General features: G+C 39.4%; 13 protein-coding genes, 2 tRNA genes and 3 rRNA genes. All 18 read right to left on the reverse strand.

The annotated features are described in order from the left end of the window. Window position 1 precedes the first annotated feature (1 nt). Window positions 2-117 (reverse strand): 5S ribosomal RNA (gene rrf, locus D7D54_RS05845). A 76-nt stretch (window positions 118-193) separates the two neighbouring features. Beyond that, window positions 194-3,094: ribosomal RNA gene (locus tag D7D54_RS05850) — 23S ribosomal RNA — on the reverse strand. 124 nt (window positions 3,095-3,218) lie between these two features. Beyond that, window positions 3,219-3,291, reverse strand: a tRNA-Ala gene (locus tag D7D54_RS05855). Window positions 3,292-3,342: 51 nt separating this feature from the next. Continuing rightward, window positions 3,343-4,888 (reverse strand): 16S ribosomal RNA (locus D7D54_RS05860). The 16S, 23S and 5S rRNA genes sit together here with 2 tRNA genes alongside, the layout of an rRNA operon. A gap of 240 nt (window positions 4,889-5,128) precedes the next feature. Continuing rightward, a tRNA-Glu gene (locus D7D54_RS05865) sits at window positions 5,129-5,200 on the reverse strand. 89 nt (window positions 5,201-5,289) lie between these two features. Further along, window positions 5,290-5,769 (reverse strand): sigma-70 RNA polymerase sigma factor region 4 domain-containing protein, encoded by a 480-nt coding sequence (locus D7D54_RS05870; RefSeq protein ID WP_031237866.1) that lies wholly within the window; start codon window positions 5,767-5,769, stop codon window positions 5,290-5,292. Window positions 5,770-5,888: 119 nt separating this feature from the next. Next, window positions 5,889-7,847 (reverse strand): ATP-dependent zinc metalloprotease FtsH, encoded by a 1,959-nt coding sequence (gene ftsH / locus D7D54_RS05875; RefSeq protein WP_120719037.1) that lies wholly within the window; start codon window positions 7,845-7,847, stop codon window positions 5,889-5,891. A gap of 15 nt (window positions 7,848-7,862) precedes the next feature. Further along, window positions 7,863-8,405, reverse strand: coding sequence for a hypoxanthine phosphoribosyltransferase (gene hpt, locus D7D54_RS05880; protein WP_020902319.1), 543 nt, complete (start codon window positions 8,403-8,405; stop codon window positions 7,863-7,865). Between the two features lie 4 nt (window positions 8,406-8,409). After that, on the reverse strand, window positions 8,410-9,687 hold the full coding sequence (gene tilS / locus D7D54_RS05885; RefSeq protein WP_020902318.1) for a tRNA lysidine(34) synthetase TilS: 1,278 nt from the start codon (window positions 9,685-9,687) through the stop codon (window positions 8,410-8,412). After that, window positions 9,684-10,952 carry a serine hydrolase gene (locus D7D54_RS05890; protein ID WP_020902317.1) on the reverse strand — a complete coding sequence of 423 codons (1,269 nt, stop codon included), beginning with the start codon at window positions 10,950-10,952 and terminating at the stop codon, window positions 9,684-9,686. The genes tilS and D7D54_RS05890 overlap by 4 nt, the downstream gene beginning before the upstream one ends. After that, window positions 10,945-11,067: an SP_0009 family protein gene (locus tag D7D54_RS09580; RefSeq protein WP_020902316.1), complete on the reverse strand. Its 123-nt coding sequence runs from the start codon at window positions 11,065-11,067 to the stop codon at window positions 10,945-10,947. The genes D7D54_RS05890 and D7D54_RS09580 overlap by 8 nt, the downstream gene beginning before the upstream one ends. A gap of 4 nt (window positions 11,068-11,071) precedes the next feature. Further along, window positions 11,072-11,440, reverse strand: a complete 369-nt coding sequence (locus tag D7D54_RS05895; RefSeq protein ID WP_020902315.1) for a septum formation initiator family protein — start codon at window positions 11,438-11,440, stop codon at window positions 11,072-11,074. Beyond that, window positions 11,433-11,699, reverse strand: a complete 267-nt coding sequence (locus D7D54_RS05900; RefSeq protein ID WP_020902314.1) for an RNA-binding S4 domain-containing protein — start codon at window positions 11,697-11,699, stop codon at window positions 11,433-11,435. Before D7D54_RS05900 ends, D7D54_RS05895 begins: the two co-directional genes overlap by 8 nt. A gap of 57 nt (window positions 11,700-11,756) precedes the next feature. Beyond that, entirely contained in the window at window positions 11,757-15,260 is a 3,504-nt protein-coding gene (gene mfd / locus D7D54_RS05905) for a transcription-repair coupling factor (protein WP_120719038.1), read from the reverse strand. Next, window positions 15,261-15,830, reverse strand: coding sequence for an aminoacyl-tRNA hydrolase (gene pth, locus D7D54_RS05910; protein WP_120719039.1), 570 nt, complete (start codon window positions 15,828-15,830; stop codon window positions 15,261-15,263). Between the two features lie 72 nt (window positions 15,831-15,902). Further along, complete coding sequence (ychF, locus tag D7D54_RS05915; protein ID WP_120719040.1) at window positions 15,903-17,018, reverse strand: redox-regulated ATPase YchF; 1,116 nt, start codon at window positions 17,016-17,018, stop codon at window positions 15,903-15,905. A gap of 190 nt (window positions 17,019-17,208) precedes the next feature. Then, the gene (locus D7D54_RS05925; RefSeq protein WP_000285186.1) at window positions 17,209-17,403 is read right to left on the reverse strand and encodes a DUF951 domain-containing protein; all 195 of its coding nucleotides are present in this window, start codon (window positions 17,401-17,403) and stop codon (window positions 17,209-17,211) included. A gap of 64 nt (window positions 17,404-17,467) precedes the next feature. Further along, on the reverse strand, window positions 17,468-18,604 hold the full coding sequence (gene dnaN / locus D7D54_RS05930) for a DNA polymerase III subunit beta (protein ID WP_020902310.1): 1,137 nt from the start codon (window positions 18,602-18,604) through the stop codon (window positions 17,468-17,470). Window positions 18,605-18,661: the final 57 nt, after the last annotated feature.

Raw genomic sequence — 18,661 nt, forward strand, 5'->3', positions numbered from 1 at the left:
AGCTAAGCGACTTCCATATCTCACAGGGGGCAACCCCCAACTACTTCCGGCGTTCTAGGGCTTAACTTCTGTGTTCGGCATGGGTACAGGTGTATCTCCTAGGCTATCGTCACTTAACTCTGAGTAATACCTACTCAAAATTGAATATCTATTCAAACCAAGAAAACCGTTCGCTTTCATATTCTCAGTTACTTTGGATAAGTCCTCGAGCTATTAGTATTAGTCCGCTACATGTGTCGCCACACTTCCACTTCTAACCTATCTACCTGATCATCTCTCAGGGCTCTTACTGATATAAAATCATGGGAAATCTCATCTTGAGGTGGGTTTCACACTTAGATGCTTTCAGCGTTTATCCCTTCCCTACATAGCTACCCAGCGATGCCTTTGGCAAGACAACTGGTACACCAGCGGTAAGTCCACTCTGGTCCTCTCGTACTAGGAGCAGATCCTCTCAAATTTCCTACGCCCGCGACGGATAGGGACCGAACTGTCTCACGACGTTCTGAACCCAGCTCGCGTGCCGCTTTAATGGGCGAACAGCCCAACCCTTGGGACCGACTACAGCCCCAGGATGCGACGAGCCGACATCGAGGTGCCAAACCTCCCCGTCGATGTGAACTCTTGGGGGAGATAAGCCTGTTATCCCCAGGGTAGCTTTTATCCGTTGAGCGATGGCCCTTCCATACGGAACCACCGGATCACTAAGCCCGACTTTCGTCCCTGCTCGAGTTGTAGCTCTCGCAGTCAAGCTCCCTTATACCTTTACACTCTGCGAATGATTTCCAACCATTCTGAGGGAACCTTTGGGCGCCTCCGTTACCTTTTAGGAGGCGACCGCCCCAGTCAAACTGCCCGTCAGACACTGTCTCCGATAGGGATCACCTATCCGGGTTAGAGTGGCCATAACACAAGGGTAGTATCCCAACAACGTCTCCTTCGAAACTGGCGTCCCGATCTCTTAGACTCCTACCTATCCTGTACATGTGGTACAGACACTCAATATCAAACTGCAGTAAAGCTCCATGGGGTCTTTCCGTCCTGTCGCGGGTAACCTGCATCTTCACAGGTACTAAAATTTCACCGAGTCTCTCGTTGAGACAGTGCCCAAATCATTACGCCTTTCGTGCGGGTCGGAACTTACCCGACAAGGAATTTCGCTACCTTAGGACCGTTATAGTTACGGCCGCCGTTTACTGGGGCTTCAATTCATACCTTCGCTTACGCTAAGCACTCCTCTTAACCTTCCAGCACCGGGCAGGCGTCACCCCCTATACATCATCTTACGATTTAGCAGAGAGCTGTGTTTTTGATAAACAGTTGCTTGGGCCTATTCACTGCGGCTGACGTAAAGTCAGCACCCCTTCTCCCGAAGTTACGGGGTCATTTTGCCGAGTTCCTTAACGAGAGTTCTCTCGCTCACCTGAGGCTACTCGCCTCGACTACCTGTGTCGGTTTGCGGTACGGGTAGAGTATGTTTAAACGCTAGAAGCTTTTCTTGGCAGTGTGACGTCACTAACTTCGCTACTAAACTTCGCTCCCCATCACAGCTCAATGTTACAGATATAAGCATTTGACTCATATCACACCTCACTGCTTAGACAGACACTTCCAATCGTCTGCTTTAGTTAGCCTACTGCGTCCCTCCATCACTACATACTCTAGTACAGGAATATCAACCTGTTGTCCATCGGATACACCTTTCGGTCTCTCCTTAGGTCCCGACTAACCCAGGGCGGACGAGCCTTCCCCTGGAAACCTTAGTCTTACGGTGGACAGGATTCTCACCTGTCTTTCGCTACTCATACCGGCATTCTCACTTCTATGCGTTCCAGCACTCCTCACGGTACACCTTCATCACACATAGAACGCTCTCCTACCATACCTATAAAGGTATCCACAGCTTCGGTAAATTGTTTTAGCCCCGGTACATTTTCGGCGCAGGGTCACTCGACTAGTGAGCTATTACGCACTCTTTGAATGAATAGCTGCTTCTAAGCTAACATCCTAGTTGTCTGTGCAACCCCACATCCTTTTCCACTTAACAATTATTTTGGGACCTTAGCTGGTGGTCTGGGCTGTTTCCCTTTCGACTACGGATCTTAGCACTCGCAGTCTGACTGCCGACCATAATTCATTGGCATTCGGAGTTTATCTGAGATTGGTAATCCGGGATGGACCCCTCACCCAAACAGTGCTCTACCTCCAAGAATCTTAATGTCGACGCTAGCCCTAAAGCTATTTCGGAGAGAACCAGCTATCTCCAAGTTCGTTTGGAATTTCTCCGCTACCCACAAGTCATCCAAGCACTTTTCAACGTGCCCTGGTTCGGTCCTCCAGTGCGTCTTACCGCACCTTCAACCTGCTCATGGGTAGGTCACATGGTTTCGGGTCTACGTCATGATACTAAGGCGCCCTATTCAGACTCGGTTTCCCTACGGCTCCGTCTCTTCAACTTAACCTCGCATCATAACGTAACTCGCCGGTTCATTCTACAAAAGGCACGCTCTCACCCATTAACGGGCTCGAACTTGTTGTAGGCACACGGTTTCAGGTTCTATTTCACTCCCCTCCCGGGGTGCTTTTCACCTTTCCCTCACGGTACTGGTTCACTATCGGTCACTAGGGAGTATTTAGGGTTGGGAGATGGTCCTCCCAGATTCCGACGGGATTTCACGTGTCCCGCCGTACTCAGGATACTGCTAGGTACAAAGACTATTTTAAATACGAGGCTATTACTCTCTTTGGCTGATCTTCCCAAATCATTCTTCTATAATCTTTGAGTCCACATTGCAGTCCTACAACCCCGAAGAGTAAACTCTTCGGTTTGCCCTCCTGCCGTTTCGCTCGCCGCTACTAAGGCAATCGCTTTTGCTTTCTCTTCCTGCAGCTACTTAGATGTTTCAGTTCACTGCGTCTTCCTCCTCACATCCTTAACAGATGCGGGTAACAGGTAGTACCTGTTGGGTTCCCCCATTCGGAAATCCCTGGATCATCGCTTACTTACAGCTACCCAAGGCATATCGTCGTTTGTCACGTCCTTCTTCGGCTCCTAGTGCCAAGGCATCCACCGTGCGCCCTTATTAACTTAACCTTATTTTTTGACCTTTCAGTCATAAACTCTTATTAATACTACAGCGTTTTCGGTTTATTTTCTTGTTACTATTTGATATAGATATTCAATTTTCAATGTGCATTACTTGGTGATCTCTCACCAATGGAGCCTAGCGGGATCGAACCGCTGACCTCCTGCGTGCAAAGCAGGCGCTCTCCCAGCTGAGCTAAGGCCCCACAAGACCTCTCAAGACTAAACAAGACCAATGCGCAGTTCCTTATCCTTAGAAAGGAGGTGATCCAGCCGCACCTTCCGATACGGCTACCTTGTTACGACTTCACCCCAATCATCTATCCCACCTTAGGCGGCTGGCTCCTTACGGTTACCTCACCGACTTCGGGTGTTACAAACTCTCGTGGTGTGACGGGCGGTGTGTACAAGGCCCGGGAACGTATTCACCGCGGCGTGCTGATCCGCGATTACTAGCGATTCCGACTTCATGTAGGCGAGTTGCAGCCTACAATCCGAACTGAGACTGGCTTTAAGAGATTAGCTTGCCGTCACCGGCTTGCGACTCGTTGTACCAGCCATTGTAGCACGTGTGTAGCCCAGGTCATAAGGGGCATGATGATTTGACGTCATCCCCACCTTCCTCCGGTTTATTACCGGCAGTCTCGCTAGAGTGCCCAACTGAATGATGGCAACTAACAATAGGGGTTGCGCTCGTTGCGGGACTTAACCCAACATCTCACGACACGAGCTGACGACAACCATGCACCACCTGTCACCTCTGTCCCGAAGGAAAACTCTATCTCTAGAGCGGTCAGAGGGATGTCAAGACCTGGTAAGGTTCTTCGCGTTGCTTCGAATTAAACCACATGCTCCACCGCTTGTGCGGGCCCCCGTCAATTCCTTTGAGTTTCAACCTTGCGGTCGTACTCCCCAGGCGGAGTGCTTAATGCGTTAGCTACGGCACTAAACCCCGGAAAGGGTCTAACACCTAGCACTCATCGTTTACGGCGTGGACTACCAGGGTATCTAATCCTGTTTGCTCCCCACGCTTTCGAGCCTCAGCGTCAGTTACAAGCCAGAGAGCCGCTTTCGCCACCGGTGTTCCTCCATATATCTACGCATTTCACCGCTACACATGGAATTCCACTCTCCCCTCTTGCACTCAAGTTAAACAGTTTCCAAAGCGTACTATGGTTAAGCCACAGCCTTTAACTTCAGACTTATCTAACCGCCTGCGCTCGCTTTACGCCCAATAAATCCGGACAACGCTCGGGACCTACGTATTACCGCGGCTGCTGGCACGTAGTTAGCCGTCCCTTTCTGGTAAGATACCGTCACAGTGTGAACTTTCCACTCTCACACTCGTTCTTCTCTTACAACAGAGCTTTACGATCCGAAAACCTTCTTCACTCACGCGGCGTTGCTCGGTCAGACTTCCGTCCATTGCCGAAGATTCCCTACTGCTGCCTCCCGTAGGAGTCTGGGCCGTGTCTCAGTCCCAGTGTGGCCGATCACCCTCTCAGGTCGGCTATGTATCGTCGCCTTGGTGAGCCGTTACCCCACCAACTAGCTAATACAACGCAGGTCCATCTGGTAGTGATGCAATTGCACCTTTTAAGCAAATGTCATGCAACATCTACTCTTATGCGGTATTAGCTATCGTTTCCAATAGTTATCCCCCGCTACCAGGCAGGTTACCTACGCGTTACTCACCCGTTCGCAACTCATCCAGAAGAGTAAGCTCCTCCTTCAGCGTTCTACTTGCATGTATTAGGCACGCCGCCAGCGTTCGTCCTGAGCCAGGATCAAACTCTCATTAAAAGTTTGAGTTCTCACTCATTTCTGTCACTGACAGATTTATTGTTTTTTCATTGTTCAGTACTACAACAATTGTTGTAGCGCCCTGCACATTGGTTCGTCTTGTTCAGTTTTCAAAGGTCTTTGCCACTCGCTTCTCTCAAGCGACAACTATATTAGTATATCACAGTCGCTTTCGCTTGTCAACACTTTTTTGAAACTTTTTTAACTTTTTTCATCAAGTGCCTCAACCACAACATACTATAGTCCGTACGGGATTCGAACCCGTGTTACCGCCGTGAAAAGGCGGTGTCTTAACCCCTTGACCAACGGACCAGAGTTGTTTTCAACTCTTACTATTATACCCACTTTTTAAACTTTGTCAACTACTTTTTTATCTTTTTTCTATTTTTTTGTATGACTTCCTAATGTGTACGGATGTCAAACTCTTTAAGCACAATACGTAAGTCTCTTAATACTCTTTGACGACCTCGGAATCGTTCATTTCTTAAGACACGATCCAACTCCTCTTGTTGCTCTTTATTTTGTTTGTTTCTATAATCTCTTAGTGTTTCATGAAAGAGATAATAATCATCTAGCCACAGACCTCCCTCACTGATACGATGACTTATCTCACCTACTTCTTCATACGGTTCTTTATCATATCTTCGTTTTTGACTTTCTTGTTTACGGATATAATCTAGAATTCGATTCCGGAACTTGGTTTTGAAGTATTTACGTAAACGAGGAATATCTTCTACTATTCCTTCTTCTTTACTAAGCAATTCATGCAAGCAAATCATTCCCTCTTGATCCCAATCCGATAACTCCCATAAATGGAGATGGTATTCATTTCTACACTTATATACAATTCCCTGGACTTCTTTATACAATTCTTTAAACATAACGTTCCCCTTTCTAGATATAGTCTAACAGATTCAAAAACATTTTTGTCCTATTTTCCCGTTCTGTTCTCTACACCGCTTCAACTGCGCAAAAAAGAGAGGACATGCCTCTCTCGGGGTTATTTTTCGTCATTCATTTTTGACTTCACTTCATCATAAGATAATGCATGTGATTCCTCTTCTACTGTTTCAGGCATCTTTCCTGTTTCGTAAAGAGATTTAATTTGCGTACTATCCAATGTTTCGTATTTCAATAATGCTTCTGCAATCAACTTGTGAGTTTCACGATTTGACTGAATAATTTCAGCAGCTTTATTTCGTGCTTCATTCAATAATGAACGAACCTCTTCATCAATTTCATAAGCTGTTTGCTCTGAAATTGATTTTTGAGGGCTCTGTGCACCAAACATGGCATGGTTTCCTTCATATTGTACTGGGCCAAGTTTTTCACTCATACCGTACTCTGTAACCATTGCACGCGCCATCTGTGTAGCTTGTTCAAAGTCGTTTGAAGCTCCTGTAGTTTGGACATTAAAGATAATTTCTTCAGCTACACGTCCACCCATTAAACCAGCCAATTGCTCTTTCATATCTTCTTTAGAAAGAAGCATTTGGTCTTCCTTAGGAAGTGCAATCATATATCCACCGGCACGTCCACGTGGTACGATAGTAACTTTATGCACAACACGAGCATTCGACAAGACTAGACCAACAATGGTATGTCCTGCCTCATGGTAGGCAACCAATTCACGTTCTTTTTGTGAAACAGTCTTATCTTTCTTAGAAGGACCAGCAATCACTCTATCTTCTGCTTCATCAATATCTGAGGCATCAATTACCGATTTATTGCGACGAGCAGCGACTAAAGCCGCTTCATTCAATACATTCTCTAAATCAGCACCAACAAAACCTGGAGTTTGCTGAGCCACTAATTTCAAATCAACATCTTCTGCTAAAGGCTTATTCTTAGCATGAACTTTCAAGATTGCTTCGCGACCCTTAACATCAGGGCGGCCAACCAATACTTTTCTATCAAAACGTCCTGGACGCAGAAGGGCAGGGTCTAGTACATCTGAACGGTTCGTTGCAGCAATGACAATAATTCCTTCATTTCCCTCAAAACCATCCATCTCTATCAAGAGTTGGTTCAAGGTTTGTTCACGTTCGTCATTTCCTCCGCCAAGACCAACTCCACGTTGACGTCCAACAGCATCAATTTCATCGATAAAGATGATAGCTGGTGCTGCTTTTTTGGCATCTTCAAAAAGAGAACGAACACGACTTGCACCAACCCCGACAAACATTTCTACAAAGTCAGAACCTGAAATACTAAAGAATGGAACACCTGCTTCTCCGGCGACTGCCTTAGCAAGTAACGTCTTACCTGTTCCCGGAGGTCCCTCTAGAAGGACACCTGCTGGAATACGGGCTCCAAGTTTTGTAAATCGTTTTGGATCTTTTAAAAATTCAACAACTTCAACTAGTTCTTGTTTTTCTTCCTCAGCTCCAGCAACATCTGAAAATCTTACTTTAATATCTTCTTTATTTGCAGCTTTGGCCTTGCTACGTCCAAAACTCATTGGGTTACGACTATTATTTCCTCCCATATTTCCCATCATAGAGAATAGGAAGAAGAAAAGAATACCGAATGGCACAATGGATACAAGAATATTAATCCACATACCACTTGAACTTTCATGCTTAACAGTTACTTCCGCTTTATGGTCAGAAGCAAGTTTTTGCAATTCGGATACTGTAGTATCTGAAGGAAGAATAATACTTGAAAATTTCTCTACTGTTATGGCAGAAGGAGAAAAGAACTGAATTCCTGTTTCTTCTTTACTTGTTTTAGGATTTTTATAGACACCCGAAACTTCGATAACACTACCATTTGGTTGGTAAGTCAATTCTTTTACATTGTCATCGGTAATTTCTTTTACCAATTCTGTATAATTAATCTGCTCACTTTTCCCTGCAACACTACCTGTACTAAAATACTGGTAACCTGTAACTAGGAGAAAAATAAGTAATAACCATAGAAAAGGATTTTTAATTAAACCATTATTTTGTTTTTTCATTAAAAATTGTTCTTTCTAATTTGAATATACTTCTTCTTTCAATACTCCAACATAAGGAAGGTTACGATAATTTTCTTTGTAGTCTAACCCATAACCTACTACAAACTCATTTGGAATAGTAAAGCAGGTATAGTCTGCCTCAATTTCTACAACACGTCCCTCTGGTTTATCCAACAAGGTTGCAATTTTAACAGAGGCTGCTTCTCTTGCAATAAACATATCTCGCAAATTCTTCAAAGTTTGACCTGTATCAATGATATCTTCTACAAATAAAACATCTCTTCCTTTGATATCTTGAGTCACATCTTGTTTAATATTGATCACACCGCTACTTGCTGTTCCACCATGATAGCTAGAAACCATCATGAAGTCCATTTCAATATGTGTGTCGATATGTTTGACCAATTCAGCCATAAAAGGAATAGATCCTTTTAAAATCCCAACTAAAATTGGATTTTTTCCTGCATAGTCTTTAGTAAGTTGAGCACCTAATTTTTTAGCAGCTTCTGTAATTTCATCGTGTGAAACGAGGATTTTTTTAATATCGTTTTCTAACATTTTTTTACCTATCTATTTTTTCTATATAAAGTACAGTGTTCATTATATCATTTTTCGTGTTTTTACTCAAATTACTGGTCGCAATTCCCAAAATTGAGATAATTTCACCAAATTGCTCAATAATCAGAGCAGATTTTCGCTTTTCCATAGGGATTTTCAAATCAATAAATAGACGTCTGAGTTTTTTTCTATGCCAATTTTGAATCAAAACATCTCCTGGTTTTCGATGGCGAATGTATATAGATGTTTCGCGTGAAACAGGTATTTGTTGAATTGATTCACCTTCTAAAGGAAGTCCAAAGGAAAATAAATATCCTTGATAAGATACCTGATTTTGATAGTGTAACACAAGTTCATCTTCCTTTTCATCAGCCTGAGGACTGATTTTACAAATCTGAAAATGTTGGTACTCTTTTATTAATTCATAGCCATTTTTAAGTGGATGACGGTACTGGCTTTTAGTTTTTAAAATTTTCCGAACTTCTTCAAACTGAGCTTTTGTAAGATTCAAATCTGGAAAACGATTCAGATAAGTTTGAAGTAAAACTCTTTGTGTCGACTCAGAGTAAGACAATAGCTGCTCTAAATTTTCTAGATCAATATTGTTAGATAATTCAGCTATGGCTAAGTCATAATCTAAAATCTCGTTTCCTATATCTAGGATTGCATCTCTAAATCGAGGATTTTCTTTTTCTAATTCTGGTAAGTAAGAGTTTCGAATACGGTTGCGAAAATAATGATTCTCCTTATTGGATGTATCTTCAAAGTGAAAAATTGGTGGAAAGTCTTTTTTCTGAAAATGCAAGAATGGCCGAATGATTTCTATTTCCCCGACTACTTTCTTCTCCTTAATTCCTGATAGATAGCGCAAACGAGTGCCTCTAATCAAGCGCATCAAAATCGTTTCCACCTGGTCATCAGCATGATGGGCAGTGACCAAGGCTGTCGCACCTGTCTTTTTCATGACCTCTTGAAAAAAATCATAACGAAAATCTCGAGCACGCGCTTCTGAAAATTCTCCTGAAAAATTGCTGATATAAATAGGAAGCTCTGCTTCAGCAGCGAACTTCCTTAATTCCTGTTCTTCCCAATCTGATTCTACTCTCTGCTTATGATTCACATGAGCTAGAATCAATTCAATTTCTAACTCTTTTTTATAGGTAGACAATACCTTAAATAAAAACATAGAGTCTAAGCCACCAGAAAGAGCTAGCACCACCTTAGTATGTTTTTTAAAATATCCTCTCTTGAGAAAATGATTAAAAAAATCTTGTTCCCTCATTTTAGAACCTCATAAACATCCTTGGCTATCTTAGAAATCGTATCATAATCAGAATTTTTAGTGAAAATGGAAAGAATAAATGGAGAATCTCCATAGACAACACCTGTATCATGCTTAAATTCATCCGCATCTCCAATTTTATGAGCTACTTTAACAGAAACACCTTTGGCAATTCGCTCATTATCAAAATCTGTTTTAGTCAAAGACTCTAGCACAAATCCATTTTGATTATAAATAGCTTCCATGACCTTCCCAGCCATCTTAGAAGAAATCAATTTTTCTTTTGGATCCCAATCATCTCCCATAATAGTAGACATCTTAGACTTGAATGTGGCATCAGATTGATTTGAAATGTAGTATCCCAATAAATTATGAGCTACATTATCCGATTCTTTAGATACTTTTGTGATTAAGTCCTTTATAGAATACTCTTTATTGTCCTCTTTTTTAGGGAGACTACCACTTCCCTCTGGTTTATAAGAACCTGGAAAATCATTGACTGCTGATACGTATTTTACAGTCGTGTCTAACTGATAAAGACCCTCATTTATTTTTTCTTGCGTATAGTAGAGATAAGGTAATTTTAAAATGCTAGCTGCATACATCTTTTCATCTTGATTGATACCAGCTTCTTTTCCAGTAGTCAGTTGCTTAACATAAATAGAGAAAGAAACTTTCTGATATTTTTCAGATAATATTTCTTGCACTTTATTCATCCGATTATCTTCTTCAGAAGTTAATTCCTTATCTACCCATCCAACTTGATCAATATGTAGAAATTCTTTCCCTTCTACAAACATGGTCTTATCAATTGAAACTTGCGAATAAGCTGATAAGGATGATTTCACTTCTTTTAAATCATAAGGACTGTTATACAGTTTAAAATCAGATTCTAACCATACTTTTTTTATTGTTGGAGTTACCTCTGACTGATCATATAAAAATCGTTTGTCTGCAGCAATAAATTGATGATTGGATAACTTAAATACTGGAATTCCTTGTTTATTTAAACGCCACTCGGTTATTTGAAAACTTGTTTGGGGAGTCAATTTTCCAGATTCCACTACTAAATCTTCATTCGCATAAACAGGAACCTCTCCATAAACCATGGGATAACTTAATTTTTCTCTAAAATAAATACCAAAGTCAGATTGTGAAAGGTAATAAATTTCTTTCGAAGTATATACAACTTCTTTTTCTGTGCTAACGACTTTTGAAACTGTCAAAAAACTTGGTAGCAACAAAATAATTAAGAATTTACGCATTCTTCCTTTCCTTTTCCTCTTGTAAACGCAATAGTTGATTTTTATCAGACAACTCTTCTAGTTTTTCATCCGATAGACTCAAAAATTGCTCAATTACGTCTAATAAATTTTCCATTTCATCACCTTGGAAGCAAGTCAGGAATCGTATAAACAGCTTCCCGATTCTTAGAATAATAATATTTTGCACGCATGTATTTAGCAGCGTAATCTTCATCTTTCAACTTTGTAGCAAAAGCTGTCTCTTTCTCCTTTTCCTCACTCAAGTTTTGATACTGAGTTTGCAAGTCTGATAACTGTTGACGTCTTTGGAGTAATTGGTGATAACTTTGAGCAAGATTATAAGTTGGTAAAATGAACAATAAAATCATCAAAATAAGAACCCAACCCATGAAACGATTACGTTTTTGTCGTTCCTTCATCAGATAGCGACGACGTTGATGTTCATTTTGAATAAAAGAATTATTCAATTGTACGATGTTTTTAGACATTTTCTTCTACCCGTGTTTCACTGATAATTTCATACATGCCTGCTGCATCTTCTTTTTTTGTACTATCTTTCATCTCCAGTACTTTTAGAAGTAGCAACTTATTGCCAAAGCGAATTTCAACTTGGTCATTAACTTTCAAATCCGTTGAACTTTTGGCCAAGATTCCATTTACCTTGATTCTGCCTTTATCTGCTACTTCTTTTGCGACTGTACGACGCTTGATAATTCTTGATACTTTTAAATATTTATCTAATCTCATTTTTATTACCTCAAATTATTATTGTACCATTTTTCTCCATTTTATAGAAGAAAAATGTTAAAGAGAATTGCCTTCTTTCGACACTTTTATCTCTAATAAACTTTCTCCAAAAATGAGCAGACCTTCTAAAATTTCATAGTCCTTCTTGTTTCGAACATCAAATACAACTTCCATTAATCCCTTATTCTCAGCTATAGCTGCTTTTAAGTTCGTTGCGGATAAAGCTTTAAAATAATCTTGAGCCAAGAACAGTCGCTGAGTAATTTTTTCAAATTGAACTGTAATCTTATTTTCTTTTCGTTCCACACGTTGAACAAAGACCTTGTCCAAGTATGACTTGACTAGACCAATTTCTAAAAGATAAGCTACAACGTCTGGGTATTCTCCAAAGCGGTCCATCAACTCTTCCTGTAACTCTTCATAATTGACACGGTTGTCAATTTGACGAATTTTCTTGTAAATTTCAATCTTATGTCGTTGGTCAGATATATAAGTATCAGGAAGATAGGCATCAATTTGCAAAATTAATTCGGCATTCCCTTTGGTCCTTGTGTTCCCATTACCATGTCGTTTAGCAATAGCTTCCTCCAATAACTGCGAATACAATTCAAAACCAACAGAATCAATGAAACCAGACTGGGATTTGCCTAAGAGATTTCCTGCTCCACGAATCGAAAGATCTCGCATTGCAATCTTAAATCCAGAACCCAATTCTGTAAATCCTTTTATCGCTTCTAATCTCTTTTCAGAGACTTCACTGATTGATTTTTCTGGGCGATACATGAGATAGGCATAAGCAATACGATTACTACGACCGACTCTTCCTCTTAACTGATACAAGGTTGACAAGCCCATATGGTCCGCATTTTCAATAAATAAAGTATTGGCATTTGGAATGTCCACCCCTGTCTCAATAATGGTAGTTGTCACCAAAATATCATACTGACCTTCAATGAAATCTAATAAAGTATTTTCTAACTGAATCTCACTCATTTGCCCATGAACAAAACCAATCGAAGCCTCTGGAATCAACTCCTGTAATTCTGAAACCTTTTGGTCAATCGTGTCAACTTTGTTGTAAAGATAGTAAACTTGACCTCCACGCTCCATTTCACGCAAGACCGCATCACGAATGACACTATCATTCTTTTCCAAAACATAGGTTTGCACTGGATAACGATTAGTCGGTGGAGTTTCAATAACAGACAAATCTCTGATTCCCAGCATAGACATATGAAGGGTACGAGGAATTGGCGTAGCGGTCAGGGTTAGGACATCCACTTGTTTCTTCAACTCTTTCAAGGTTTCCTTATGCTTGACACCAAATCGCTGCTCTTCATCAATAATCATCAATCCCAAATCAGCAAACTCAACATCTTTAGATAAAACTCGATGCGTTCCAATCAAAATATCAACTTGACCCTTTTTCAATTTTTCAAGTGTTTCAGTCTGTTCTTTTTTACTTCTAAAGCGACTCAACACATCAATATTAACTGCAAAATTTTGGAATCGTTCCTTAAAATTCGTATAGTGCTGTTGCGCTAAAACCGTCGTCGGAACTAAAACGACAACCTGTTTGTTATCATTGACTGCCTTAAAGGCTGCACGCATAGCAACTTCAGTCTTTCCAAAACCAACATCCCCAACTAAAAGTCGATCCATTGGCTGAGAAGCCTGCATATCGCTCTTGATTTCCTCAATACTACGAAGTTGATCATCCGTTTCAACATAAGGAAAGGCATCATCAAAAGCATGTTGATCTTCATCATCAGCTGAAAAAGCAAAACCCTTCAACTGGCTGCGCTCAGAATAAAGTTTGATTAAATCGTCAGCTATATCCTCTACCTGGTTCTTAACTTTTTGCTTGGCTTTTTTGAAATGACCGTCATTTAATTTATTGAGTTTAGGAGCTTTCCCGTCACTTGAAACGTATTTAGACAGTAGATGAATCTGTTCCACTGGGATAGAGATTTGATCCCCGTTTTGGTATTGAACACTAACATAATCACGGTGAATCCCTTTGATTTCAATTGTTTCAATCCCTAGATATTGACCAATCCCATGGATATGATGGACAACGTAGTCCCCTTTTTCAAGTTCATTGTAATCTTTTAATCTCTCTGCATTCGAAACATGTTGTCTTCGAAAACGACGTTTCAATTTCTTTTGAAAAATCTCATGTTCAGTTATCAATAAAATCTTTTCATCTACAAAATGAAAACCATGTCTGAGATTACCCTCGATTAAGTTTACAGATTCTTTACAGATACTTGACTTATCTCTGGAATCTAATTTAATCTGATATTCCTCTAAAACATCCTCCAATGTTTTACTTCCCATTGAATTGCTAGACTGAAGAATAATAGTGTAATTCATTTTTTTGTATCGCTCAATTTCTTCTTTTAGAAAAGAAAATTGATTGAAAAACTCTTGCATGGGATATTGATTAAATTGATAAATTTGATCAAACTTGAGATTTCCTAACCCCTTTTGCAGGTTAGAGAAAAAGGTAACCGGACTCTGTTTTTTATAGATTTGCTCTGTATCTGCAAAATACTGCATCTCAGAAAATGCTTTACTGTTCTGTAATTCTTCTGTAAAGTATTGTGCTAACTCCCTTTCAAAGACTTCATACTGATTCATCAATTTCTGATAATCATCAAAGAATACTGGGGTATCTTTTTCAATATAGTCAAAAACAGTCCATGTCTTGTCATAACACAAAGATAAAAACTTCCTAGAATCTAAATGAATTTGTTTTTGATGAAAACTTGAAAGAATTTCTTCTAAGTATGATTTTAAAATAGGTGATAACGTTTTTGAAATTTGTTTTTCTAAAGCTGACTGACCTCGTTGATAATCCTTTTCTCTCAAAAGCATATCACTAGCTGGAAAGATGGTGAGTTCTGTCTGATTTTCTTTCGATAATTGTGTTTCGACTTCAAATGACCTAATACCATCGACTTCATCACCAAAAAACTCAATTCGGTAAGGTTCTAACTGGGATATTTCAAAAATATCTAAAATATCTCCTCGCAGACTAAATTCGCCTTGAGTTTGTACTTGTGTAACTTTTCGATAGCCTATCTCTTTTAACTGATGGATAAGTGCGTGTTGGTCATATTCTTCACCAATTGTTATTTTTACAATACTATCTTTGAATATATTGGGAGACGGTAAAATCAATCGACTTGCTGCGATATTACAAACTAAAATCCCTTTCTTAGATGAATCAGTCAAAAAACGCAAAGCTTCAACCCGTGAAATGATTTTTTCTTGTGAAGACATCAAAAACTCGACCATAGGGGAGTCATCTACCAAAAACGGATAGACAAGTTCCTCACCCAAGATAGAGATAAGATCACTAACAAGTCCTTCTGCTTCTCCATAAGTTGACGTCAATAACACAATCTTATCTTCTTTTTCTAGACTGCTTGCAATTGCAAGAGCCTTAGTAGACGTTGATAAACCAAGTATTAGTTGTCTTTTCTTATCTGTTAGATTTTGATGCCATTTTTTAATCTGATTATTTTCTGAGAATAAATCTAATAAGGTCACCATTTATCCATTATACCTCTGCATTATTTTCTCAAAGTTTTTCTCTTGCAAATAATAGTTTACAGCATCGTCAACCTTGTCAATAGACTGTAAAATACCGATATAATCATCCTTGTCAAACTTACTCAAAACATGGTGAACAACTGACATACCATTTTTAGGTCTTCCGATTCCAATCTTAACACGATTAAATACCTGGGTCCCTATATGTTGAATAATAGACTTAATGCCATTGTGACCACCTGCTGATCCCTTTGCTCTTAAACGAATCTTTCCAACTTCCATGTCAAGATCATCGTAAATGATGAGTAAATCTTCAATATCCAAACCATAGTAAGTCAATAAAGCATGAACTGCTTTTCCACTTTCATTCATAAAGGTCGTTGGTTTGACCAGATAAATTTTTTCGCCATTAAGAAAAAAAGATGCTAGATCAGCTTGAAATATCTTATCGTGTGTAAAAGTGACATTTTGTTTTTTAGCTAATTGGTCAATCAGCATAAAACCAACATTGTGTTTTGTTTCAAAATATTTATCCCCTGGATTGCCCAAGCCTACAAGTAATTTGGTCATTTATTTTTCCTTTCAAAAGCCAAAAGGGTTGGAATTTTTTTCCAACCTAATTGACACTATTTATTAAATTTCTTATACATTAAAGCGGAATTCCATGATATCGCCATCTTGAACGATATATTCTTTTCCTTCTTCACGCAAGCGTCCAGCTTCTTTTACGGCCTTTTCAGATCCGTATTTCACTAGATCCTCATATGACATGGTTACTGCACGAATAAAGCCTTTTTCAAAGTCTGAGTGGATAATACCAGCTGCTTGAGGAGCCTTCATACCACGTTTGAAGGTCCAAGCGCGAACTTCTTTTTCACCAGCTGTGAAGTAAGTTCCCAGTCCAAGCAAGTGGTAAGCTGCACGAGTCAACTTGTCAACTCCTGATTCTGTCAAACCAAGTGCTTCAAGAAACTCTTGCTTATCTTCATCGTCTAACTCAGAAATTTCTTCCTCAGCACGTGCAGAAATAACAACTACTTCAGCATTTTCTGTCGCTGCAAATTCACGAATTTGTTTAACATAGTTGATAGAATCTGGATCTGAAACTACATCTTCATCTACATTCGCTACATAAAGAACTGGTTTAGTCGTCAAAAGGAAGAGACCTTTGACAACCTTTTGTTCTTCATCTGTAAATTCAATGGTTCGAGCTGATTTTCCATCTTCAAGAACAGGTTTAATCTTTTGAAGAACATTAAATTCTTCCACAGATTCTTTATCTTTTTGCGTACGTGCCATCTTTTCTACACGCGCATAACGCTTATTAACTGACTCTAAGTCAGCAAGAATCAATTCTAGGTTAATGGTGTCAATATCCGCAAGTGGATCCACAAAGGCATCTTCCCGTCCTTGCTCGCGCATAACATTTTCATCATCAAAAGCACGAACTACGTGAACAATCGCATCTACTTCACGGATATTGGCCAAAAATTTATTTCCTAGCCCTTCTCCTTTTGAAGCTCCTTTTACAATCCCTGCGATATCTGTAAATTCAAAAGTTGTTGGAACTGTCTTTTTAGGAGTAATCATTTCCGTCAATTTTTGGAGGCGTTCATCAGGAACTTCTACCATTCCAACGTTTGGATCAATCGTCGCAAATGGGTAATTTGCTGCCTCTGCTCCTGCTTTTGTAATTGCATTAAATAGTGTTGATTTACCAACGTTTGGCAAACCAACGATACCTGCTGTTAAAGCCATATTTTCTCATTCTCCGTTTTCATTTCAATCCCTAATATTATAACACAAAAAGGGAAAACTTGCTAACCCTCTAACTAAGTGTTCTCATACTCTTCGAAAATCAAATTCAAACCACGTCAACGTCGCCTTGCCGTACTCAAGTACAGCCTGCGGCTAGTTTCCTAGTTTGCTCTTTGATTTTCATTGAGTATCAGTCAATAATTTTATTCATCTTTCGATCAAAATCATAGCGTCCCATCATGACAACATGGTCACAATTACTGCATTTGATTTTGATATCTGCTCCAACACGTGTAATTTCCCAACGATTAGCTTTTTTTCCTGTTGACTTGATGGTGCAAGCGTGTGGTTTTTTCATCTCAACAAAATTTCCAACTTGATACATACTACTCTCCTTTTCTTTTTTGATTATATCATAAAAGAGGCGAGCTAGGCTCAACCTCTTTCACTTAATTTGTACGAACTGGGGTGATAAGTTGCATGAAGTCCTCTTCAGTATCAGCTGGCACAAGAGTAAATGGACGAACAGCTGAGATAAAGCTAATAGTCACCTTTTCGCTATTTAAAGCCTTGAGTGAATCAATCAAGTAAGTTGGGTTGAAACTAATAGTCAAATCTTCACCAGTCACTTGATCAGTATCGATTTCTTCGTTTACTTTACCAACTTCTGGAGAGTGAACATGGGCGCTAACAACCCCATCTTTAATTTCAAGTTTCACAGTACCATTTTGAGTAGCACTTGATAAAAGACGAGCACGTTCCATTGACTGGCGTAAGTTTATAACATCAAAAGTAATAGTAGTATTAAAGTCCGTTGGAATCAAACGATCTGTATCAGGATAGTTACCTTCTAACAAACGAGTATAGAAGCTAATATTTTCGCTTCTAAAGAGGATTTGGTTATTGGCAAAGAAAATCTCTACAGTTTCAATATCATCTGTAAATACCGCTGAAAATTCGCGTAGAGAACGGCTAGGAATGACAACATCAAAATCATCACTATTTTTCTCAAGCGTTAATTTTTTCTGGCTTAGACGATGAGAGTCTGTTGCCACTGTTTTTAGCTCCTTGTGTTGACTTAATACAAAATGAACACCTGTTAAAATTGGACGACTCTCTTGTGTACTTGCAGCAAAGGCTGTTTCATTGATAATTTTCTTGAGTAATTTTGTTTCAAGAACCAAAGGAGTGCTTGCTGAAATTTCTTGGATTCGTGGATATTGTTCGCTATCTTTTCCTTTTAGGGTAATTTCTGATTTGCCGCTGGTTAAAACAATTTGATTTTGTTCAATTTCTTTAAAATCAAGAGTCACATCAGGTAGACTAGATACCACATTGATAAAGAAAGAAGCTTCAAGAAGGATCGAACCTAAAGAAGTAATTAATAAACCAGCATCTTCATTTTTTTGAGAAATAAAATTTTCAATTGAAATTTGACCATTTGAACCAATTAAAGTAACACCTTCATTAGTCACATCAATTTTTACGGTTGATAAAATAGGAATGGCATTTTTAGAGCTTATAGCTCTCTTAGTAGTATTTAATGCTTGTAGAAATAAATTTTTATTAATTGAAAAATGAATCATGGATTCTCCTTTATTTATTTTTAGTATTAGAAGGATAATAGTAATAATAGAGTCTGT

It is taken from the genome of Streptococcus chosunensis (assembly GCF_003626515.1).
Lineage (GTDB): Bacteria > Bacillota > Bacilli > Lactobacillales > Streptococcaceae > Streptococcus > Streptococcus chosunensis.

Bases quoted from the DNA above. Each gene is read 5' to 3' on its own strand.
- D7D54_RS05870 (WP_031237866.1), bottom strand. From the start codon at position 5,769: ATGTTTAAAGAATTGTATAAAGAAGTCCAGGGAATTGTATATAAGTGT.
- ftsH (WP_120719037.1), bottom strand. From the start codon at position 7,847: ATGAAAAAACAAAATAATGGTTTAATTAAAAATCCTTTTCTATGGTTA.
- hpt (WP_020902319.1), bottom strand. From the start codon at position 8,405: ATGTTAGAAAACGATATTAAAAAAATCCTCGTTTCACACGATGAAATT.
- tilS (WP_020902318.1), bottom strand. From the start codon at position 9,687: ATGAGGGAACAAGATTTTTTTAATCATTTTCTCAAGAGAGGATATTTT.
- D7D54_RS05890 (WP_020902317.1), bottom strand. From the start codon at position 10,952: ATGCGTAAATTCTTAATTATTTTGTTGCTACCAAGTTTTTTGACAGTT.
- D7D54_RS09580 (WP_020902316.1), bottom strand. From the start codon at position 11,067: ATGGAAAATTTATTAGACGTAATTGAGCAATTTTTGAGTCTATCGGAT.
- D7D54_RS05895 (WP_020902315.1), bottom strand. From the start codon at position 11,440: ATGTCTAAAAACATCGTACAATTGAATAATTCTTTTATTCAAAATGAA.
- D7D54_RS05900 (WP_020902314.1), bottom strand. From the start codon at position 11,699: ATGAGATTAGATAAATATTTAAAAGTATCAAGAATTATCAAGCGTCGT.
- mfd (WP_120719038.1), bottom strand. From the start codon at position 15,260: ATGGTGACCTTATTAGATTTATTCTCAGAAAATAATCAGATTAAAAAA.
- pth (WP_120719039.1), bottom strand. From the start codon at position 15,830: ATGACCAAATTACTTGTAGGCTTGGGCAATCCAGGGGATAAATATTTT.
- ychF (WP_120719040.1), bottom strand. From the start codon at position 17,018: ATGGCTTTAACAGCAGGTATCGTTGGTTTGCCAAACGTTGGTAAATCA.
- D7D54_RS05925 (WP_000285186.1), bottom strand. From the start codon at position 17,403: ATGTATCAAGTTGGAAATTTTGTTGAGATGAAAAAACCACACGCTTGC.
- dnaN (WP_020902310.1), bottom strand. From the start codon at position 18,604: ATGATTCATTTTTCAATTAATAAAAATTTATTTCTACAAGCATTAAAT.